The 21,157-nt window shown below is 59.0% G+C and carries 18 protein-coding genes; 6 read left to right on the top strand and 12 right to left on the bottom strand.

Annotation, left to right across the window (positions count from 1 at the left end; translation table 11 throughout):
- Positions 1 to 761: 761 nt before the first annotated feature.
- Positions 762 to 2,243, top strand: a complete 1,482-nt coding sequence (gene gatB / locus VN622_12310) for an Asp-tRNA(Asn)/Glu-tRNA(Gln) amidotransferase subunit GatB (GenBank protein ID HWR36644.1) — start codon at positions 762 to 764, stop codon at positions 2,241 to 2,243.
- Between the two features lie 40 nt (positions 2,244 to 2,283).
- On the opposite strand, the gene VN622_12305 is transcribed toward gatB, so the two are convergent.
- From VN622_12305 to VN622_12285, 5 genes are all read right to left on the bottom strand, one after another.
- A complete protein-coding gene (locus VN622_12305) occupies positions 2,284 to 2,568 on the bottom strand; it encodes a hypothetical protein (GenBank protein HWR36643.1) in 285 nt (94 codons plus the stop codon).
- 68 nt (positions 2,569 to 2,636) lie between these two features.
- The gene (locus VN622_12300; GenBank protein HWR36642.1) at positions 2,637 to 3,134 is read right to left on the bottom strand and encodes an MBL fold metallo-hydrolase; all 498 of its coding nucleotides are present in this window, start codon (positions 3,132 to 3,134) and stop codon (positions 2,637 to 2,639) included.
- A 77-nt stretch (positions 3,135 to 3,211) separates the two neighbouring features.
- Entirely contained in the window at positions 3,212 to 4,741 is a 1,530-nt protein-coding gene (locus tag VN622_12295) for a nitrilase-related carbon-nitrogen hydrolase (protein HWR36641.1), read from the bottom strand.
- The gene (locus VN622_12290) at positions 4,710 to 5,366 is read right to left on the bottom strand and encodes a TetR/AcrR family transcriptional regulator (protein HWR36640.1); all 657 of its coding nucleotides are present in this window, start codon (positions 5,364 to 5,366) and stop codon (positions 4,710 to 4,712) included. Before VN622_12290 ends, VN622_12295 begins: the two co-directional genes overlap by 32 nt.
- Before the next feature lie 254 nt (positions 5,367 to 5,620).
- A complete protein-coding gene (locus VN622_12285) occupies positions 5,621 to 6,886 on the bottom strand; it encodes a hypothetical protein (GenBank protein ID HWR36639.1) in 1,266 nt (421 codons plus the stop codon).
- Here VN622_12285 and bcp point away from each other — a divergent pair.
- On the top strand, positions 6,885 to 7,343 hold the full coding sequence (gene bcp, locus VN622_12280) for a thioredoxin-dependent thiol peroxidase (protein ID HWR36638.1): 459 nt from the start codon (positions 6,885 to 6,887) through the stop codon (positions 7,341 to 7,343). The genes VN622_12285 and bcp overlap by 2 nt on opposite strands.
- A 192-nt stretch (positions 7,344 to 7,535) precedes the next feature.
- A complete protein-coding gene (locus tag VN622_12275) occupies positions 7,536 to 8,288 on the top strand; it encodes a DNA-3-methyladenine glycosylase (GenBank protein ID HWR36637.1) in 753 nt (250 codons plus the stop codon).
- A 78-nt stretch (positions 8,289 to 8,366) separates the two neighbouring features.
- Here VN622_12275 and panC read toward each other — a convergent pair whose 3' ends face one another.
- From panC to VN622_12250, 5 genes are all read right to left on the bottom strand, one after another.
- Positions 8,367 to 9,257 (bottom strand): pantoate--beta-alanine ligase, encoded by an 891-nt coding sequence (panC, locus tag VN622_12270; GenBank protein ID HWR36636.1) that lies wholly within the window; start codon positions 9,255 to 9,257, stop codon positions 8,367 to 8,369.
- Positions 9,258 to 9,348: 91 nt separating this feature from the next.
- Entirely contained in the window at positions 9,349 to 10,305 is a 957-nt protein-coding gene (locus tag VN622_12265; protein HWR36635.1) for a metallophosphoesterase, read from the bottom strand.
- A 56-nt stretch (positions 10,306 to 10,361) separates the two neighbouring features.
- Complete coding sequence (locus VN622_12260; protein ID HWR36634.1) at positions 10,362 to 11,177, bottom strand: hypothetical protein; 816 nt, start codon at positions 11,175 to 11,177, stop codon at positions 10,362 to 10,364.
- A 22-nt stretch (positions 11,178 to 11,199) separates the two neighbouring features.
- Positions 11,200 to 12,087 carry a 3-methyl-2-oxobutanoate hydroxymethyltransferase gene (gene panB, locus VN622_12255; protein ID HWR36633.1) on the bottom strand — a complete coding sequence of 296 codons (888 nt, stop codon included), beginning with the start codon at positions 12,085 to 12,087 and terminating at the stop codon, positions 11,200 to 11,202.
- A gap of 257 nt (positions 12,088 to 12,344) precedes the next feature.
- Positions 12,345 to 13,013 carry a deoxynucleoside kinase gene (locus VN622_12250; protein HWR36632.1) on the bottom strand — a complete coding sequence of 223 codons (669 nt, stop codon included), beginning with the start codon at positions 13,011 to 13,013 and terminating at the stop codon, positions 12,345 to 12,347.
- 354 nt (positions 13,014 to 13,367) lie between these two features.
- On the opposite strand from VN622_12250, the gene VN622_12245 reads away from it, so the two are divergent.
- Positions 13,368 to 13,793: a hypothetical protein gene (locus VN622_12245; GenBank protein ID HWR36631.1), complete on the top strand. Its 426-nt coding sequence runs from the start codon at positions 13,368 to 13,370 to the stop codon at positions 13,791 to 13,793.
- A gap of 68 nt (positions 13,794 to 13,861) precedes the next feature.
- Entirely contained in the window at positions 13,862 to 14,599 is a 738-nt protein-coding gene (locus tag VN622_12240) for a polysaccharide deacetylase family protein (GenBank protein HWR36630.1), read from the top strand.
- 414 nt (positions 14,600 to 15,013) lie between these two features.
- Here the strand turns inward: VN622_12240 and VN622_12235 are convergent, their stop codons facing one another.
- Together VN622_12235 and hemL are read right to left on the bottom strand one after the other, a co-directional pair.
- Positions 15,014 to 15,724, bottom strand: a complete 711-nt coding sequence (locus VN622_12235; GenBank protein ID HWR36629.1) for a hypothetical protein — start codon at positions 15,722 to 15,724, stop codon at positions 15,014 to 15,016.
- 191 nt (positions 15,725 to 15,915) lie between these two features.
- On the bottom strand, positions 15,916 to 17,217 hold the full coding sequence (gene hemL, locus VN622_12230) for a glutamate-1-semialdehyde 2,1-aminomutase (GenBank protein ID HWR36628.1): 1,302 nt from the start codon (positions 17,215 to 17,217) through the stop codon (positions 15,916 to 15,918).
- A gap of 330 nt (positions 17,218 to 17,547) precedes the next feature.
- Between hemL and mfd the strand changes: the two genes are divergently transcribed.
- Entirely contained in the window at positions 17,548 to 21,096 is a 3,549-nt protein-coding gene (gene mfd, locus VN622_12225; protein ID HWR36627.1) for a transcription-repair coupling factor, read from the top strand.
- Positions 21,097 to 21,157: the final 61 nt, after the last annotated feature.

Below are 21,157 nucleotides of genomic sequence, written 5' to 3'. Positions count from 1 at the left end.
ATATGGAGCATAATTGATGTCTCCTAAGAATCTCCCGAGCTCATCTTGATTAACCGCGTAAGGTTCTATTTTCGTGTCTCGTATGAACAACCCCGGAACTTATGTTGAATCGCGGGTTGCCCCTCCTCGCGTTCTGCCTCTGGGTCCGTAACACGCTTTGGAAGAAGGCTGTGTAGAGAAGCGCCTCGCGTTCTTCGGGCGTCTTGATGTGTTTCGGCGGCTGTGTACTTTGCCGCCTGACAAATGTTGTGCTGGAGGTGGGGGCCTGGTCTTGCCCAAATAGCAAAAGTGGCGCTGCTAACAGCGCCACGACTAGAGCAGATATGAATGCCTTCATCAGTATGTCTCCAAGGTTGATCTTTGCTGCTACACAGCGCCCAGCTTGGCCCGCGAGAGCGGCTGGTCTGACACAACAACTGGAAACGGATCGGAAACATCGGCGAAAGACTACCCAACCGTGGTGTCAACGCACAACTGTTAACGGACACACGCTATTGCCTTTTGTCCCGTAGTGGAACTGGCGGCGGGAGGGGTGGCCATCGATAAGGTAAAGTCGACTTCGAATTGAGCATCCGAGGGATTGCATGGGCAACGTTCACGGCATCAATGCAAGCCGAGGCGGGCGATGGCAGAGACAGATATATATATCTCAGGTTATGAGCGCCAACGACGGGCGCCAACCTGGGGCACCGCCGTTTTCTGATGCTGCCTGCTAATGCAAGCCGAAACCCTGCTGCCAAGCGCGCTTATAATGCCCGACTATGGCCAGGATGCCGGAGACTCCTGTAACTGCGCAATCGAAATACGAGCCAGTCATCGGGCTGGAAGTTCACGTACAACTACTTACGGAGAGCAAGATCTTCTGTTCCTGCTCGACCAGGTTTGGCGCACCGCCGAATACGAACGTCTGCCCGGTCTGTCTTGGTCTGCCGGGCGCGCTTCCGGTGCTGAACCGCAGGGTTGTCGAGTTGGCCGCGCTCGCCGCCATGGCCCTGAACTGCCGCATCAATAAGCGCTCGGTCTTCGCACGCAAGAATTACTTCTACCCCGATCTTCCCAAGGGTTATCAGATCACGCAGTATGACGAGCCCTTGGCCGAGCACGGATTCCTAGAAATCAAGGCCACCGACGGCGGTGTGAAGCGCATCGGCATCACGCGCCTGCATGTGGAAGAGGATGCCGGCAAGAGCATGCACGACGGACTGGCAGACAGCGCCGAGCTTACTTCCGTCGATTTCAACCGCTCCGGCGTGCCGCTCATTGAGATCGTCAGCGAACCCGACCTCGCCTCCGCCGGCGAAGCTTACGAATACCTCACGCGACTGAAGGAAATCATGCTGTATACAGACGTGAGCGACTGCAACATGGAGGAAGGCTCGCTGCGCTGCGACGCTAACGTTAGCATCAGGCGGCGCCACGAAATGGAGTTGGGCACGAAGGCCGAGATCAAGAACGTTAATTCTTTCCGCTTTATCCGACAGGCGATCGAGTACGAAATAGCGCGTCACGAACAAGTCCTCGACGCGGGCGGCAGAATCGAGCAGGAGACGCGGCTGTACAACGCCGCCGAAGGCAAGACCTTCATCATGCGCAGCAAGGAGCGCGCGCACGACTATCGCTATTTTCCGGAGCCGGACCTGCTCCCGCTCGTCCTTGATGAGGAATGGCAGCAGCAGATTCGCGAGCACCTCCCCGAGTTGCCGGAGGCAAGGCGTCGCCGTTTCGTCTCCGACTATGGCCTCAACGAGCAGGCGGCGTACACGCTCACGATGACGAAGAACATGGCAGACGAATTCGAGACGGTCGCGCGTGCGGCGAGGAGTCCCAAGCGTGTCGCAAATCTGATTCAGGGCGAACTACTCGGGCGACTGAACGCCGCTGGCCTTCGGCTGGATGAGTCTCCAATCAGCTTCAAGGGGCTTGCTGGCGCGGCCGAACTCGTGGAACAAGGCACCCTCAGCAGCAAGATGCTGAAAGACCTTTTCAATCGGTGCTTCGAGCGTCGTCAGGATTTCCCTGCCGTGTACGAAGCTGAGAAGCCGGAGCAGATTACGGACGCGTCCGCGCTGGAGAAAATCATTGATGACGTCATCGCCGCGAATCCCAGGCAGCTCGATCAGTATCGCGGAGGCAAGAAGACGGTCGCCAGATACTTCGCGGGAGCAGTGATGAAAGCCTGCAAAGGCCGAGCGAATCCGGCACTGCTCGAGGCTCTATTATCGAAGAAGCTCGAGGGCCGATAAAAACAATGGGCTTCCCCCCCGTGCTGCGTGGCTGTGCCCTTTACGGATGTTCGCTCTCGCTGAGTTCGCGAAACAGGATTGACGCGAATTTCTCGAGAGGCATGTACGGCGCTGAATACTTTTTAAACCGGCTCAGCAACTTCTCCTCGCGTACCTGGTCCAGCGTTTTGCCGCCTGCAATCGCCGCTTGCATCAATTGAACGCTTTCCTTCAGCGCTGTGCAGTACTCGACCAGTTCTTGCTTTCGAAGCACGCTGCCGTGCCCGGGAACGATCTGCACATCGTCCGGCAACATCGCCAGGAATTGCTCCATAGCAGATTGCACGGCGAGCACGTTCCGTGTCGGGAATGCCCCGAAGTACGTATCGCCAATTGCTGCAATGTTCGCTTTTGTCAGGAACGCTCCCGCATCTCCGTCCGTGTGCCCCGTTCCGAGGCGACGCAGCTGCAGGCGTTCGCCGCTGAAATAGACGTCGAGTCCTCACCAAAGGCGACCACCGGAAGGCCAGCGGTTGGCGTGGGTATGGCTTTAGCATTTGGTCGATAGTCGTTTCCGCGCGAAGCCAACCACGCGCGCGTCGGTTCGCTGGACACAATGGTTGCGCCCCGCCCGCCGAAGTACTCGTTAGCGCCAGTGTGATCGGCGTGCCAATGCGTATTGATGACGTAGCGAACGGGTTTCGGCGAAAGACTCTTCAGCGCCGCATCGAGGCCCGCTGCTGTTTCCGGGAACATCGAATCGATAAGCAGAATGGCGTCTTCGCCGATCAGCGCCGTAACATTCCCGCCTTCGCCTTGGATCAGGTAGACATTCTCGGCAAGCTTGCTTGTGGTGAGGCTGGTGTTAGTGGTGTACTGTTGCGCGACTCCACATATGCTCAGCAGCAGCATTGTTAGTACTGCTATGGCTGTCTTGCGCATGATGATGAGTACCGTCCGTATCTTAGACGTGCGTACGGATACTTTCGTTAGGAACGCCTCCGCGTTGCGAGCGGCAGAATCGCCAGCCCTAATAGGCATGCCCATGCGAACGCGTCGCCTATCCGCGAGTATATGGTGCGGACGCCGCGTGTGGGCACGTACGCCGTCATCTCGCGGTCAGGCGAAACGAAATCATCCATCTGCGCCAGCACGCGGCCCTGGTAATCCACGGCAATTGATAGGCCCGTGCGCACCTGCCGCACGAGGTTGAAGCCCTGCTCCACCGCTCGGAACGCCGCCATCTGTGTATGCCACGGATCAATGGCCAGCCAGTCGTTGGAAGGCGCGAGCAGGATGTCGGTATTCATTTTCCCCGCCTGCGCCAGCAGTTGCGGGAAATCCAGGTCAAAGCAGATGGCCGACGCGACACGTCCGTAAGGGGTCAGGGCCGTCTTGATTTTGCCGTCGAGCTGGCTCGAAATGTTTTTTTCACTCCCGGGCACTGGACGCGCCTTCCAGTATTCGTATGCTATCTGGCCATTCGGCGCGATGAGCACGATCTTGTTCTCGAGCGGCTTCGCGGCACCACGTTGATATGTGCCAAGTCCGAGCCCGAGATAGATTTGTTTACGGCTCGCCAGTCCCTGAGCCCGTGCGATCAGCGCCGCCTCCTCTTCCTTAAAGACGTCTCCCGCGGTTTCGCTCCAGAAGACAATTTTCGCGCCTGCATCCGCGGCCCGTTCGGTTCTTGCCAGCAGATCGTCCGTGCCAAGATGCGTGCTGTTGCGGATCAAATCCACTTCAGCATCCGTCAGCGGCAGGTTGCGGAAGAGGCTCCGTTCCAGGTCTTCTGTCGGCGCAGTTGGGAAGTTCCCGCGCGATAGCGAAACTACTTTTACAGTTGCCGAATCGGGAGGAAAGAACGCAAGTCGAACTCCACCGCTTATCAGCACTGCCGCGAATGTCACTGCAAGCGCTGCAGCCGGCTTACGAACATCGCGCCAGATCCAGTCGCGCGCCCACGCCAGATTCATTGTCGAAGCGAACCATCCCATGAGGAAGGTGATCCCGGACGGTCCCGTAACAGAAGCAAGCTGCATCAGCGGCAGTTCGCCAAATTGCGAATATGCCACCGCGCCCCAACTGCCATACGGCGACACGATGCTTACGAGGTATTCCGTCCCCGCCCAAGCCGCCGGAAAGACCAGCGTCGCCCATCCCGCGCGAAGCCGTGGCGAGAGCGCACGGTCTATCGCATACGGCACAAGCAGCGCCAGCGAGAACGCCACTGCAACGGCGATGACAATGGGCCTTGGCGCAGGAACCATTCCACGAAACTGGAAGAGCCACGTTGCAAATAGCACCGAGAATGTTGTCAGTAGGCGAGCCCAGGCACGGCCTCCACGCGTGAAGCGCAGCAGGAACACGGGCGCAAGCCAAGCCGCCAGCGGAATCGTGTTGCGGCCGTTCGCAACCAGCAATAACGCCCCAGCCGTGGCCAGCAGCAGCCATGCCCGGTGCCCTACTCCCAAAGATTCCTTTGTCTTACTTTCGCGACCTAGAGCGGGAGCTCCCATTGCGCCCTCCTTCTCTCTTGCTTGCAGTCACGGCGCGGAAAGCGATCCCGGCCGTTGCAGTCTCGATCAATTCATCGATCAACTTTTCTCTGTCCACCCACGGGAACGCCGGCCTCGCGATCAACAACGACGTTAACCCATGGATGCACGACCAGACGACCTGGCTTGTCGTTGCCAAGTCTGCCTCGGGCAAGAGGCCAGACTCCACGCACCGCCGCAGCGCTTGCACCAGTTCATCGAAAGCCGGATGAGGCTTGTAGGGCCGCTTGCGATCCTGCCCGGGCGGCAGCACAAACGCGCATTTGTAGTGATTGGGGTTGCGTAGCCCGAACTCGATGTACGCCCGCAGTTTCGTCTTCAACAAGCCGACCGGGTCGCCGTCGTCTGGAATTGCACGCAGACCCTTCAGCAATTCCGCAAAGCTCCCTTCGACCACGGCGTGCAGCAGCTCGTCTTTGTCGCGAAAATAGAGATACAGCGTGCCGGGCGAGCACGCCAGCTGGGCCGCCAGCTTGCGCATGGAGAGTTGCTCGTAGCCCTTGTTCGCAAAAGCGGCGCTCGCGGCATCCAGGATTTCGCGGCGGAGTTGCGAGCGTTGCTGATCGCGTCTGGAAAGAGAAGTCATAATGAACAGCGTTCATTATGATGAACGCTGTTCAGTTGTCAAGCAGAATCGAGAGATGAGGAATCGGTAAACAATCTTGTGAACGTGGAAGAGAAGTGTCATCCCGAGCGGAGCGAGGGATCTGCTTTTTGCCGCTACTGAGAACAAAGCATAAGCATATCTTCGGCTGCGCCAATGACGGGCGCAACCTCAAGATGACCTATCGTTTCTGGTGTCACATCGATGACACACATTGGATGACGATTACCGTTTCGCTACTGTCCCGAACCGCCCTCGAACATTTTCTGCACCTGCCCGGAGTACACGCGATAGAGGATGTAGCTGCGACCCACGTCGGTGATCCGCCGGAACAGCAAATCGCCGCGACCGTCGCCATCGGCATCAACGCCGTCGACCAATTCCAGGCGTGGATACGCGTCCAGGTGCGCCGAGTCGGTCGCGACTGCGAAGCCCTTGTGCACATTGCTGTCGTAGTCGGGACGACCGATGACAGTGACGTATAACTCGAATTCGCGAGCGGAAGCGGCACCGGCTGCCTTCCAACCGCCCGGAACTGCGTAGCGCCCTGTGAATACCAATTCCGGCGAATTGCTGTAATCGACGTCGAGAGCGCGTATCGATTCTTCGGTGAAGGTGAATGAGGTCGGCAGCATCGGGCCATTACGTCCTGCGGAAAATTTGCGCAACTCTGCTGCTGCGAGCGACGTCATCTCCCGTGTGTAACGCTGCTTTTCCTGGTCACTCCATAGGAAGTCGAACGGATGCCCCTGAGTAGGGTCTGGGTCGCTGACGGCCACCATCACGTCGATCGGCTTTGCCATCGGCGTGCCCGGCTTCAGCGTCATGGTCGGTGGCTCGACGGGCTCGTCATTGTGGGTGCTGCGTCCACGGCGCAGCGTTGGACGGTCTGGATCGTCCGGCTGCTTCTCGGCGGATTTTGGAGCAGTGCCCGCCGTTTGCGGAGTTTTCGCCTTATCCTCGGGCGCATTCTGCGCAGGAGGCTTCTTCAGAACGGGGCGGTCGGGATCGTCATCGTCCTTCAGTTTCGGCTTATCAGTAGTGGCGGTCTTAACCGTGACTTCGCCGGACTGCCCCGCCGTCTTGTCTTGTGCAGCATCTTTTGACTCGCCGCTCGCGAAGGGCGTCCAAGTGCCTTCACCCCACCAGAGGTCGCCCATGCGTCGCGCACCTGCCACGGTGAACAGACCGACCGGTGTACCAGTCTTCTGAGCTTCGTACACTGTATCGACGTAGAGCGACATAGGAGCCGGCTTCGCCGCATACAGGCTCGCGTCGTAGAACCTGCCATCCAGCAGGAGCGACACGGGGAAAAGGCGGGCTGCACCTCCCGGCAGGATCTCCAGAACGGCGACTGCTCTCGGCGAGGTTCTCGGCTTAGGCTTGGCGCGGTACTGCGCTTGCCCGAACGGAGCGCAGATCAGAACCATGGTGGCTAATGCCAGTACCTGCCACGTACGCATGGTTTCCTTCACCATCTTGAGGTATAGATATTCAGTCATGGACGTCAATGAGAAAGCACCCGATTTTAGTCTGCCCGACGAGAACGGGAACACGGTTTCGCTCCAGCAGTTTCGGGGCAAGAACGTCGTTCTCTTCTTTTTTCCAAAAGCCGATACACCCGGCTGAACCATTGAAGCGTGCGGGTTCCGCGACGCATACAAAAAACTGCAGAAGGCCGGCCTCGTGGTCCTCGGTATCTCCGGCGACAAGCCTGCGGCGCAACTGAAATTCAAACAGAAATACGACCTGCCGTATACCTTACTCTCCGATGCAGACAAGAGTATGGCCAATGCCTTCGGCGTGCTCAAGGAAAAGAACATGTATGGCAAGAAGGTCATTGGCATCGAGCGCACGACCTTTCTAATCGGTCCAGAGGGAGAGATCGTGCACGTCTTCCGCAAGGTGAAGCCCGAAGGACACGCTGAAGAGGTTCTTGCGCAAGCGAAGGCCAGCTAGAAACAGCAGGAGAGAGATTGGGTGGAGCAGGCCTTTAGGCCTGCAATTGAAGACATTGACCCTCAGCGGCTAAAAGCCGCTTTCCTTCAGTGCGACTTAGGGCACGCCTGAAGGCGTGCCCCTTCAAAGATTGAGTCTTGAGTTTTGTCTGGACGCTGGCTAAAAGTTTCTAGACGCTTGTTGGATTGAAAAATGCGAAGGCAGAGGCTTAGCTCTAAAGCTGGCAGGCAAGCCAGCGTCGACAATCTTCTCGCCTCGGCGGCACAGAACACCACGGCGCCCGTGGCGCTCAGCCCTTCGCCTGGCTTGTTCGATTTGCGCAAAACACACCCCTTGCCGCGCGAGTTCTTCAATCGGGACACGCGACAGGTCGCACGCGAACTCCTTGGTAAGCTGCTTATCCGGCGTCATGGGGAGCGCATACTTGCCGGACGCATCGTGGAGACCGAGGCCTACCTTGGCGTGGATGACCACGCCGCGCACGCTGCCGCGGGCCGAACGGCTCGCAATGCCGTTCTATTTGGGCCGCCGGGCTTTGCTTACATTTATCTCATCTATGGAAATCACTACTGCCTGAACGTTTCCTGCCTTCCAGATGGGGAAGCTGGCGGCGTTCTCTTTCGCGCACTTGAGCCGGTCGCGGGCCTGGCCGAGATGGCGCGCCTGCGCCATGTCGAGTTGTCGCCAGCGCCACGCGCCACGCAGTTGCGACAGCTCACCAGCGGCCCCGGTCGCCTTGCTCATGCGTTCGCTATCACGCGCCTGCGCGATAACGGTAAAGACATGACAAGCCCTCGCCGCTCAGACCTGTGGTTGGCCGACGACGGCTACCAGCCTGCGCGAATCGCAGAAACCCCTCGCATCGGAATCACGAAAGCCGTTGATCATCCCCTGCGCTATATTGTGGCGGGAAGTCAGCTGGTATCCGGTAAGCGAGTCAGCTAACGCGAAAGGCGAAGCCGAGTCGGCGAGTGCGCCAGCTGCTCTAACAAAACAGCAACCCAGCGTTCTACCTACCCAGTATCACTCGCCTTGCTCGCCCGCCATTGAAGGCCCGCCTGCGGCCGAGCCCGTTTGCAGTAGCAAGTTGTCAATCAGCCGCGTCGAGCCAAACCACGCGGCGACCGCTACCAGCGCGAAATGGCTCACGTCCGTCACGGGGTTCAGCGTGTCGGGATCGACGATCTGGAAGTAATCGAGCCGCGCGCCCGGTTCATCTGCTATGACCGCCTGGCCTGCTGCAACCAGCCGGGAAGAATCGTGCTCACCACGATCTGCTAACGCTTGCACGCGCGTCAGCGCGCGATACAGAACAAGCCCCTGCTGACGCTCTTTGGGAGAGAGATACGCATTGCGCGAAGACATCGCCAAACCGTCGTGCTCTCGCACAATGGGGCAAACGATAATCTGGACATCCATGTTCAGGTCGCGCACCATCTTGCGAATGACTGCCACCTGTGCAGCGTCCTTCTGACCGAAAAACGCGCGCTCCGGGCGCACGATCTCAAACAGCTTCGCGACTACGGTTGTGACTCCGCGAAAGTGTCCCGGGCGCGAAGCCCCGTCCAGTTTCTCGCTCAAGCCCTCGACGTAAACGAGGGTGCTCGCGTCCTTCGGATACATCTCGCTGGCTTCGGGAGCGAAAAGCAGCGCTACGCCTGCGGCTTCAAGCTGTTGTCGATCGGACTCGAAGTTTCGTGGGTACTTCGCCAGGTCCTCGCTCGGCCCGAACTGAAGCGGGTTCACGAATATCGATACAGCCACCACGTCCGACTGTCCGCGTGCGGCCTTCACCAGCGACATATGTCCGGCGTGCAGAGCGCCCATAGTGGGTACGAAGCCGATGCGTTTGCCAGCCAGCCGAAGCTCATGACAAGCAGCCTGCATGTCAGCGATTGTGTGCAGAATCCTCATCGCCGAACAGTGTAACTCGCGGCGTACGCTAATCGTCGCGGACAACGGAAAAAGCGGCCCCTCAAGGCCGCCTCACCTTTCCCGTTTGCTTCTACTCCGTGCTGCCGTCCAGATACACAAACTGAGTGTTCACCTTTCCGTCTGGGCTGACCGTGTGCATCGCGAACCCGAGCTTCGCGCCGAATGGGCTCCAACTTGTCGCTGGGGCGACATGCCAAGTAAATCCTGCGGCGTCGAACACCATGCCCCTGTGCCAGTGACCCGCCAGTATGTGTCGTACCCCGAGTTTCTTAAGCGCATCGAGTTCGCGAGAACGATACGGGTCGTTGACCACCCAGTACGGCTTCGAGTCGTTCGGAAAGCCACCAGCGCGCACTGCCGGAACGTGCTGCATGGCTAGAACTATGTCACCCGCGTCGCCGCGTCCCTCACCCTTATTGTCTTTTCTGCCTTTATCCTTATCGCCCCGGCCTTTGTTCTTGTCTTTGTCGCGGCCCTTGTCTCTGTCCCGACCCTCGCCGCGATCCTCGGCGGCGCCTTTTGCATCGCTGCTCAACCAGTTCAGCATCTTGTCGGCTTCGGCTTGCGTTTCTTTCGGAACGGGCGGCTCGGTGCGTGCCTCGAACTTATCCCAGTTGCCCAGCAACTGCGAATCGAGCGCATAAATCACGACGTTCTTCACGCGGATTTTGTAATAGTCATCGCCAAAAGCCCGGCGGTAACGATCCACGTCCGTTGAGTGTACGTCGTGGTTTCCGGGGATGTAGTACACCTTCGCCTTCAGTCCGCCCAGAATTTTGCGTGCATCATCCCATGCGCTTGGCCGCTCGCCGATGTCGCCGCTGACGACCACAATGTCCGGATTGCGATCGTTGACCATCCGCACCACTTTTCGCAGATTGTCAGAACCCTCGGGGGCCCTGGCCAGGCCTATGTGCGAATCGCTGATCTGTGCGATCTTCACCTGCGCAGCGGCGGGATTCGAGAGAAGCAGCGCAAAGACAAACACTACGGCCGCGAGCAGCCTGGAAACTTTCCATCGGGTCATTCCTGCTCTGATGTGATCGGCTGCGCGAGGTGTTGCTTAACGGTCGTTTGCGGAGATCAGTGCGGCTTCGGCGCAGATAGTGATGGAGCAGAAGGCTGCGTTCGTGTCTGGCCTGAAGGTGTGGCAGTTCGCGCAGGAGTGCCTGCCTTGCCCGCGGCGGCAGGTTTGGTCGTGCGAGCAGGCGGCGCCGGTGGGGTCTTCGGAGCACTGGCAGAAGCCTTCCAGCTATCAACCATTGCCAGGAACACGGGCTCCACAGCGGCAACGTCCTTCGGTGCGCAGCGCAACGCTAACGAATAGATGACGTCATCGCCATCGATGAACACGACTTCTTCCACCCACGGTTTGCCGCCCGCGTCAGCGTACTGAACCTTCACCATTTGCGCCGAGAATCCATCCAATGTCAGTGCACTACGATGCAGCGTTTGTTTTTGCCTTCCCGGCTCAACCGATTCCAATACGACGTTCACAACGTCTTCGAATGCGGGACGTTCTTTGCCCTCAGGCTCGTCCGGCAATGCGACCGCTGCGGCTGTGACCTGGGTCCAAAGTTCCTGTTCCACTCCTGCCTGCGGAAGCGCAACAACCATGCCCGCGCCCTGGAAGACCTCCCCGAGCCTCTTCCAATTCTGCGGGTAATTGACGCAGAACCCGGCTTCGTCCGAACAGTACTGCGGCCAAGAAGAAGTGTCAGATTTGACAGCTCCGCCAGGGTTCGCGCTAGTGGCAGAGTCATCGCTGGCGCTGGCTGCTGGCACAGAGGGGGCACGAGACGACGTCGGCTTCTTCGCCGCAGTTCCCGACGGAGTCTGCTGCGCGAACACAGAAATTGTCAGCAGCAGAAGCAGCGCAACTATTGCAGGACTATTCATGCAGTCAGTTTACTTCCACGACCTACTTCCGCATCGTGCGCTTTCGCGCGGCGATCGTTTCCAGTGCCGCCTGTGTCTCTTTCGGCAGATGATAAGACTCTTCGTCCGCCGGATACGCGCCTGTCTTCACGTCGTCTTTGAAGCTCGTCACGGCGTCGGTGATGAGCGCACCCGCGTCGCCGTAGCGGCGCACGAACTTCGCCGGAGGCGCGAACGTCAGGTTCAGGATGTCGTGGAAAACCAGCACCTGGCCGTCGCAATCAGGGCCTGCCCCGATTCCAATCGTCGGCGTTTCGACCTCACTGGTGATCATGGCGGCCACTTCGCGCGGAATCCCTTCCAGGAAGAGACAGCACACGCCGGCACGGTCCAGCGCTTCCGCGTCTCGCATCAGATGCTCCACGGCGTTCAGCGACTTACCCTGCACCTTGTAGCCGCCCATCACGTGCAGCGATTGCGGCGTCAGGCCAATGTGTCCCGCGACGGGGATCTCGGCATCCTGCATACGGCGGATGAGGTCCACGCGCTTCTCGCCGCCCTCGATCTTTACTGCCTCTGCCCCGCCTTCCTTGATGAAGCGCGCGGCGTTTTGCAAGCCCTCCCGCGTGCCAACGTGGTACGAAGCGTAGGGCATGTCAGCGATCAGGAACGCGTTCTTCACTCCGCGATGCACGGCCTTCACATGGTGCATCATCTCGTCCATGGTGACCGATAGAGTGTTCTCGTATCCGAGCATGGTTTGCGCCAGCGAATCGCCGACCAGCACTACGTCGATGCCGGCCTCGTCTACCAGGCGCGCGCTCGCGTAGTCGTACGCCGTCAGCACGGTGACTCGTTCGCCGCGCTGTTTCTTTTCCAGCAATGTATGGGTGGTGACTTTCGAGCGGAAATCGCCCGTCGTAAGGCTCACATGACCTCCAGTGCAGTTCTCCGTTCGGAGATACCGCCTGGTACAGGAATCAGTGCCTTAGCACGGATCGCCCGTACGGCCCCGGTTATTGATGCGGGTTGGGGATCCCGCCATTTTGAACAGCACCCTTTTACAGCTCCAGCAAGAAAGCTACTTTGTTAGGATGCAGCCGCATGAATTGTAGTCGGAAACAATCGGCCTGACAAACCACTGCGCGCGACAACGCTATCAGTCGCCTCAATATGAACTGCCTCTACTCACGCCCCTACTCCTCGTTCGTCCCCGCCCAGTGGGAGGAAGTACTGAGTGCCTTTCACTGGTTCGCTCACTCGCCGCAGCAACTGCTGAAGGTCTTCCGAGTGCTCCACGAAGTCGATTTCGCTGGTGTTCACCACCAGCAGATCGCTCGCCGTGTAGTGGAAGAAGAAATGTTCGTAGGCCTTAACGACTTCATCGAGGTAGTCCTCGCTGATGGCCTTCTCCGTCGAGGCGTTCTTCTTCCGCACGCGTTTCTTCAACACGTCGGTCGAAGCCTGGAGGTAAATCACAAGATCGGGCGTGGGAACCTGTTCCTGGAAGAGCTTGTAGTAGCGCTCGTAGACCAGCAACTCGGGATCGCTTAGATTGAGGCAGGCGAACAACTTGTCTTTTTCGAAGATGTAGTCGGCCACCACAATCTTGCGGGAGTTCGGGCCCACTTCCAGTGCGCGCAGTTGCTCATAACGCTGAATAAGAAAAGCGAACTGTGTCTGGAATGCCGCTCCGGAATCACCGTCGTAAAAGTGTCCGAGGAACGGATTGTCTTCCGGCTCCTGCACCAGCTGTCCGTGCAACTGTTCGGCAATCACCCTGGCGAGCGTCGACTTCCCGACGCGTATTGGGCCTTCCACAGCGATATAACGGGGTGGTTCGAAAAAATTAGCCATGATTCTATTAGCGCGTCCTCGACTGCCGCATGCATAAGCACCTGTCCAATCGAGGAATCAAGTGCGCAGCATATCTCGCCTTGCCACTTCCACACAATTGCGCGATGAGTAAACTTTTGCTTCCGAATCCGCCTTCGGATCAGCACGACAAAGGGCTGCAACTTGCACGCCTAAGGTGTACGCCCGACCTGCGAGTAAGTAGAAATACGCAAGCGGCTACGGCGTTCCAATGAGGGCAACAGGGCCAATCCAATGAAACTCTAACCTAACAGAAATCGTAAAAAACATTAGTCTCTACAACCCCGCTCCGTGAAAGGGTTCGCGAAGGATTTCGTGTGCGGCGAGGGAGGGAACTTGCGCTTTGAATGGAAAGCTTCGGCGCTATGGATCTTCGCGGTGCTGACTTTGGCGCTGGCCGGGATATTGGGTTGGGCTCAGGCCGCGTTGGCCTCGGGGCTGATCATGGCTTCCATCCTATTGCACGAGGTCGCACACATCGCTGTCGCTATGCATCACGGCGTGAAGGTGAAGGCGCTGGGACTGAACGGCCGTGGCGCATACACCCGGCGTGAGCACTCCAACCGATGGATCGTCGAAGCGCAGTCGGCTTTGGCCGGACCCTCCGTCAACTTGGCGCTTTACATAGTTTTTGTTTCATTCTCCGGCACGATGAACCAGATGCTGGCGTTGTCGAACCTCGTGCTGGGCGTCTCCAATCTGCTCCCATTCCGTCCGCTCGACGGCTGGCGATTTTGGCAGGCTGTTAAGAATCGAGCTTAGTTCCTGAACGTGAGTTCTGCGGCAGCGGCTGCCGTTTTCGTTTCTGCGCAGGTTACAATCTGCTCAGGATGCTCGGAGCTATCGCAGCCATCACCGGAGCAGCAGCAGCCGCAAGTTTCGCGGGACTGCACACCATGGTTCCGTGGTCGCAGCTCTACGGACGCAACTTCACGGGCATCGCACCCGGCTCGCGGCAACTCGCACTCACCTACGACGATGGCCCCAACGATCCCTACACGCCGCAGATGCTCGACGTTCTGGCGCGACATGATGCGCGGGCAACGTTCTTCCTGCTCGGCCAGTTCGTTCGCCAGAAACCGGCAATTGTCCGCGACATCGTTGCCGCCGGTCACGCCATCGGCAACCACAGTTGGTCGCATCCGAACCTGATTTTCGCCTCGCCTGCCGAACTTCGGCGCCAGATCGAAGACACGACTAAAGCGATCGAAGACGCCTGCGGTGTCACGCCGAAACTCTTCCGCCCACCCTACGGAGGCCGCCGCCCCGGAACATTCTCAGTCGCGCGAAAGTATGGCATGGCAGTCATCATGTGGCGCGTCACCTGCCACGACTGGGACGCCGTGTCGAACGAGTCGATCGAAGCCAAAGCACACGCGCAGATCAGGGGCGGGGACGTCATCCTCCTACACGACGGCGGGCATGAACGCATAGGCATCGACCGCTCGCACACCGTGCGCGCGACGGACAATCTGATTACGCACTACAAGGCGCAGGGATACGGGTTCGTAACCGTGCCCGAAATGATGAGAGCAGACGTCGGACGCCCGGCGGCAGACGCCAACTGAACCGGAGCACTCAGGCCTTGCTGGCGACGTGGTCGAAAGATTGCGCGGGGATTGCTATTCGATGGACTACTGCTGTAAGGCGATTGCGACAGCTAACCACGGCTGCTTCTTTTGCGATAGAAGGTCCAAGCCCCGCCAGCCGATAGCAGGAATCCGAGCGCTAAGAGTCTCCCTCTAACCCGGTTTCCGAAGAGGCCGTGCAGCGGGGCATAATAGGCGACGACGAGTAACAAAATGCCGATGCAAAATGCGCCTACTTTCTCAAGCGAAGTGACAGGACGTCTCTTCGTCATTGTTGTCCCTTTTCTGACTATGCCACCAACTCAGGAGTTACTTGCGCTAAGTTGATTCCCGCTCTCTATCGGCGCGTACACACAACAAAAAGGGTCAGCCCCGACCCCCCGGCTGCGGACACTATTTTTCCAAAGACTCCCTCATCGCTTTGGGGAGGTCCGTAAGGAAGAACGGAATATAGTTATAGGGTTGGCGCATTCCGCTTTCTTCGGTTAGCGCGAAGCGGAACGGCACTTCAAAATGCCAGCCTTCGCCGATATGATTCTTGGGAACGCTAAAGTCGATCTTCTCCCCGGGTAGCAGAAGCATCAGCACTTCGAATCCAGGCTGAAAGCCCGAATTGTAGCCATGAGGTCTTTCAGCTCTGCCTGCTCGGGGCTGACTTGCTTTTCTCACTGCCTCTCGTTGTTGCGCCTCGTGTTCGTTTGGGTGGTCGAGAAGTTCAGGATAAGGTTTCACGTCCTTATCGATCATGACGACAGAGCCGACGGACTCAGCTCCACGCTCGCGTGCATTGTCGACGATCTCGTTTTCTAGCCCCGTGAAAGCCCTTGTGCGATCTTCCGGCCTTTTGAATGCCATTACGGTGATTGGAAGCCTACAGTTGTTCACCAGTTGGAAATAGATGCCCTGGTCTGGCTCGTGCTCCTTCAGCGGCTGACGAGCGCCGACGCGAATCGGCACGAGATACACGAATGGCTTCCTTGGGTCGATTCGGATATCGACCTTTTGTGAAGACAAAGTAGAGCGATCAGGGGTATCGCGAGCCGCGACAAGTTTTGGTGCTTGTGCGAGAACACCAGGCGCAACAAGTAGCGTAGCTGCGAGCAAGCATGCAATCTTCATCTCGGCAAAATTGTAGGGAAGGAGCAGTGGCTCAACAAGATAAAACGGCTTGGTCGATTGGTGGTGAGCCCTCACCGCAGGCTCAGTCCGGTATCTACCGGCGCTGACGCAAGCCGCCTTGAACTGCAATGGCGGCTAGACGCTCGTTCATGTGCTTGTATCTCTTTCGAGAAAAACTAAGCAGTCACCAGCGCCAGCGACTCTCTGGCGGCGGCAATTGTGTCTTCCACGTCCTGATCGGTGTGCGCGGCGCTCAAGAAGGCCGCCTCGAACTGCGATGGCGGCAGCCAGACGCCGGCATCGAGCATGCCGCGATGGAAGCGCCCGAACTGTTCTGTGCTGCACGTTGCCGCCGTCTCCCAGTTCGTGACTTTCTTGTCGGTAAAGAAGAACGTAAACATGGACCCCACGCGGTTTACAGTCATCGGAATGCCCGATTCGCGGGCGGCTTCGAGAACGCCGTTCGTCAGCATCGCGGAGAGCTTCTCCAGCCGTCCGTAGATTTCTTCGCGATTGTCAGCGAGGGCGGAGAGCATTGCGAGTCCGGCGGCCATCGCCAGCGGATTACCACTCAACGTGCCGGCCTGGTACATAGGCCCGAGCGGCGCGACCATGTTCATGATCTCCGCCGGCCCGCCGTAGGCGCCCACCGGCAGTCCGCCGCCGATCACCTTGCCGAGCGTCGTCAGATCAGGTTTGATCTTGTAGAGCTCCTGCGCTCCGCCGTAGCTCACGCGGAAGCCCGTCATGACTTCGTCGAAGATCAGCACGGTGCCTTCACGCTTGGTGACGTCGCGCAGGAATTGCAGGTAGCCGGCACTCGGCGGCACGCAACCCATGTTGCCCACCACCGGCTCCACGATAACGCACGCAATCTGCCCCTTGAGCTTGTCGAAAGCTTCCTCGACTGCCTTCGTATCGTTATAGGGCAGTGCCAGCGTGAACTTTGCGAACTCCTCCGGCACGCCTGCCGAGCCCGGAATGCCAAGCGTCGCCACGCCTGAGCCGGCCTTGACCAGCAAGGCATCGGTATGGCCGTGGTAACAGCCTTCGAACTTCACCACGTACTTGCGATTCGTGTACGCGCGCGCCAGGCGGATTGCCGACATCGTCGCTTCCGTCCCGGAGCTTACGAACCGTATCTTCTCGATGGAAGGCACGGCATGCACCACGGCCTCGGCCAGATCGGCCTCTGTCGGCGTGGAAGCGCCAAAGCTCGTGCCCTTGCGAGCGGCGGCCACAACGGCTTCCACCACTTCCGCCCGAGCGTGGCCTAGGAGTAGTGGCCCCCACGAGCCAACGTAGTCAATGTAGGCGTTGCCATCGGCGTCGTACACGTGCGAGCCCTCGCCGCGTACCAGAAATGGCGGGTCGCCGCCAACGGCGCGGAAGGCTCGTACTGGCGAGTTCACTCCGCCGGGAATGTACTGTTCAGCTCTCTTCTGTAGTTCGCGGGAGATTTCAAGTTTGCGGGCCATCTGTGATCCTTGCCGTGCACGCCTTCGTATTCCACGCGCCTGCTGCGACGGGGTATTGGAGGCGGCGAATCTATGGAACGATCCACTATAGCAACAGCGAGTCGAAATTCACTGTCGTCCTGAGTGAGGAGGTCAACCCGAGTCGAAGAAGCCCTACTGCGCCTCTGCCTTTCGGTTCCACAGATCTGGGCGTAATAAAGGGGATCCCTCGACTCCGCGGCTCCTTCGCTGCGCGCAGGAGGACAACAACAATTTGCAGATCGTCATTGCCAGCCCGCTCAAGATTCCCTCCCATGCTGGCTGTTTCCGGGCTGATAGAATGAAAAAGCAATGGTTCTCCCCTTCGTTCGCGAAATCTTCGCGGACGCCGAAAATTCCACAGCTTTCTCGCGTGCCGCCACCCATCTGAAGTCCGGCACGGGGCGTATTCGTCTGTCTGGACTCACCCCGACGGCGAAGGCCTTGTGTTACGCGCTGCTGTACCGCGCCATCGGACGGCCGCTGATCCTGCTTGTAACGGACAATCGCTCGGCAGAGGAGTTGCTGCCCGTGGTCCAGGGTTTCTGTGAACTTACAGGCGCCGCTCACCCCGACTCGGTTGCTTACCTTCCGGCACGCGACGTGCTTCCTTTCGAAAACCTGTCCCCTCACCCGGAAATTCAGGAAGCTCGCGCACAGGCTCTGTGGCGCATTGCGACCTCCAGCGTTTCAATCGTCATCGTGCCGTTTGCATCGTCGGCCGTGCGCTTGCGCGAGCCTGAATTCTACAACTCGCTTGCACGTGTCGTGCGCAAGGGCGACACCCTCGATGTCGACGACCTGCTTACGCATCTGAACACCGTTGGCTACGCCTCGGCGGACATGGTCGAGATGCCCGGCGAGTACGCCCTGCGCGGCGGCATTCTGGACGTCTACCCTCCAGAAGCAGATCGCCCACTTCGGATGGAGCTTTTCGGGGATGAGGTCGAGTCCATTCGCAAGTTCGATCCCGGCACGCAACGCTCATCAACGGAAGGCGATGAAGCGGTACTGCTGCCCCTCACGGAAACGCCAGTCACGGAAGAGATACTTGGGGCTATCCATGCGCGCCTTTCCGGACGCCGCATCGAAGGCGACGAGCAGGCCGTGCAAGAAGCTGTGCGCAGCGGCGGCGTAACCGTCTTCCCCGGATGGGAGTTCTTTTCCCCTGTGGCCGCTCGGGAGCAGTGCACGATCTTCGATCTGCTTCCCGCTTCGCCTGTGCTCATCGACGAGCCTGAGCTCATCCATCGCGATTTTGACGCCTGGTGGGATCGCGTCAACTCTGCCCACGAGCGCAGCGGCATCGGCAAGCTCATCCGTCCTGAGGATATCTATCTCACTCCGGAAGCGTGGCGAGCGCGTGTCGAGCAGATTCCCGGCGCGGAGGTTGAGCAACTCGGCATAATCAGTTCGTCGGATGGCGAGCACGTTGTCTTCTCGTCGCAACCGACGACGCGTTTCCATGGGTCGGTTCCGGCCGCGGCCGAGGAGATCCGCAAACTCACGGCCGCAGGCAAACGAGTGCTGTTCAGCGCCGGTTCGACCGGCGAGCTTGAACGCCTGTCAGACATCTTTGCCGAGTACAAACTGCCGTACCGTCTCGGCAGCCGTACCGGTCGTGGCGGTGAAACGTACGCAGGCGAAGCCGGCTACTTCGCCGAGGACTTCTCGGCAACCACGCTCGCCAAGGCCTTCGTGCCCGATGGCGTGGTGCTGCCCGACTCCGCGCTCGTCATCTACGGCACGCGCGACCTCTTCGACGAATCCGAGACGGTCGCTTATCGCCCGCTCAAGCAGAAGTCGAAGACCTCTGCGTTTCTCTCGGACTTCCGCGACCTCGCCGTCGGCGACTACGTCGTGCACGTAGAGCATGGCATTGGCCAGTATCAAGGTCTTCGAGAAATCGCGCAGGCAGATGGCAGCAAGGCCGAGTTCATGATTCTGGAGTACGCGGAAGGCGCTCGACTTTATGTCCCGCTCACGCGGCTCGACCTGGTGCAGAAGTATCGCTCGCAAGAGGGCGCCAGGCCAGTACTCAACCGTCTTGGCACGCAGCAGTGGGACAAAACCAAGGCGCGCGTCAAGAAGGCCATGCAGGACATGGCCGACGAACTCCTGAAGCTCTATGCCCAGCGCAAGACCGCCGAGGGACACGCATACCCTGGCGACACCGAATGGCAGCGCGAATTCGAAGATGCATTCGAATACAACGAAACGGACGATCAGCTCTCGGCCATCACCGATATCAAGCGAGACATGGAATCCACGCAACCGATGGATCGCCTGCTCTGCGGCGACGTCGGTTACGGGAAGACGGAAGTTGCGATGCGCTCGGCATTCAAGGCCATCAGCGACAATCGCCAGGTCGCCGTGCTGGCTCCGACAACTGTCCTGGCATTCCAGCATTACGAAACATTCAAGCGCCGCTTCGCCGCCTTCCCGCTCACCATAGAGATGATCAGCCGCTTCCGCACTCCGAAGCAGCAGAAGGAGATCATTGAGAAAGTTGAACAGGGCAAGGTGGACATCCTTATCGGCACGCACCGCGTGCTCTCCAAGGACATCACCTTCCACAATCTGGGCCTGGTCGTGGTTGACGAAGAGCAGCGCTTCGGCGTGCGCCACAAAGAGCGGCTCAAGCAATTGAAGAAGGAAGTGGACGTGCTCACGATGTCGGCGACGCCAATACCGCGCACGCTGCACATGTCGCTTGTCGGGCTTCGCGACATGAGCGTCATCGAGACTCCGCCCAAGGATCGCATGGCCATCCAGACCGTGGTGGCCGCGTGGGATGAAAAGCTCATCAGGTCCGCGATCGAGCAGGAGCTTGAGCGCGGCGGCCAAGTGTACTTCGTCCATAATCGCGTTGAAACGATTTACGAGATCGCGGCGAAGCTTCGCGAACTTGTGCCCAGCGCGCGAGTGCTCGTAGGGCACGGGCAACTCTCGGAAGGCGAACTCGAGAAGGTCATGTTGGGCTTCATGCGTCACGAAGCCGACATTCTCGTGGCGACCACGATCATCGAGAACGGACTCGATATTCCGCTGTGCAACACCATCATCATCAATCGCGCAGACCGCCACGGCCTCTCGGAGCTATACCAGTTGCGCGGACGCGTCGGGCGCTCGAACCGCCGTGCCTACGCCTATCTGCTTATCCCTGCCGATCGCGACCTCACGGACCTTGCACGCCGCCGGTTGGCTGCGCTTAAGGAGTTCAGCGACCTCGGCGCGGGTTTCAAGATCGCTGCGCTCGACCTCGAACTTCGCGGCGCAGGCAATCTGCTCGGCGGACAACAGAGCGGACACATCGAGGCCATCGGCTTTGAACTCTATACACAGATGCTCGAACGCACCGTGCGCGAAATCAAGGGCGAGCAGGCACCCGACGAAGTCGAGACGCAACTCAACCTTGGCCTGAACATTCGCATACCCGCCGAGTACATCCCGCAGGAAAACCAGCGCCTGCGCATGTACAAGCGCATCGCGGGCATCGAGAACGAAACTCAACTGGCCGACGTCGCTTCCGAAATGCAGGACCGGTACGGCCCGCAACCCGCGCCGGTACAAAATCTGCTGGAATACGCCGCGCTCAAGTTGCTCTGCGAACGCGTTGGGGTCGCCGCCATCGAACGCCGCCGCGATCTCGTCAGCATCAAGTTCACGGAAAAGGCGGAAGTGGACCCGGGCAAGCTGGCGCAGTTCGTCGCCGCAAGCCGCGGTTCGCAGTTCACGCCACAGGGCGTGCTTAAGTTCACGGTGAAGTCCAACCGGCCGGATGAGATTCTTGCGGCTCTGAAGCAGGTGTTGGAGCAACTTGCCGGTGAAGGCGTAGCGTCGGCGCCCTTTCCGGCTTGACGGACTTGCATCAGCGACGGCGATTCGCCGCCTAAGGCTCGACTCAGGACATCGCTCTGGT

The organism is Clostridia bacterium (assembly GCA_035561135.1).
Classification (GTDB): Bacteria; Acidobacteriota; Terriglobia; order Terriglobales; family Acidobacteriaceae; genus DATMYA01.
This window is presented reverse-complemented; position numbering and strand designations above follow the sequence as displayed.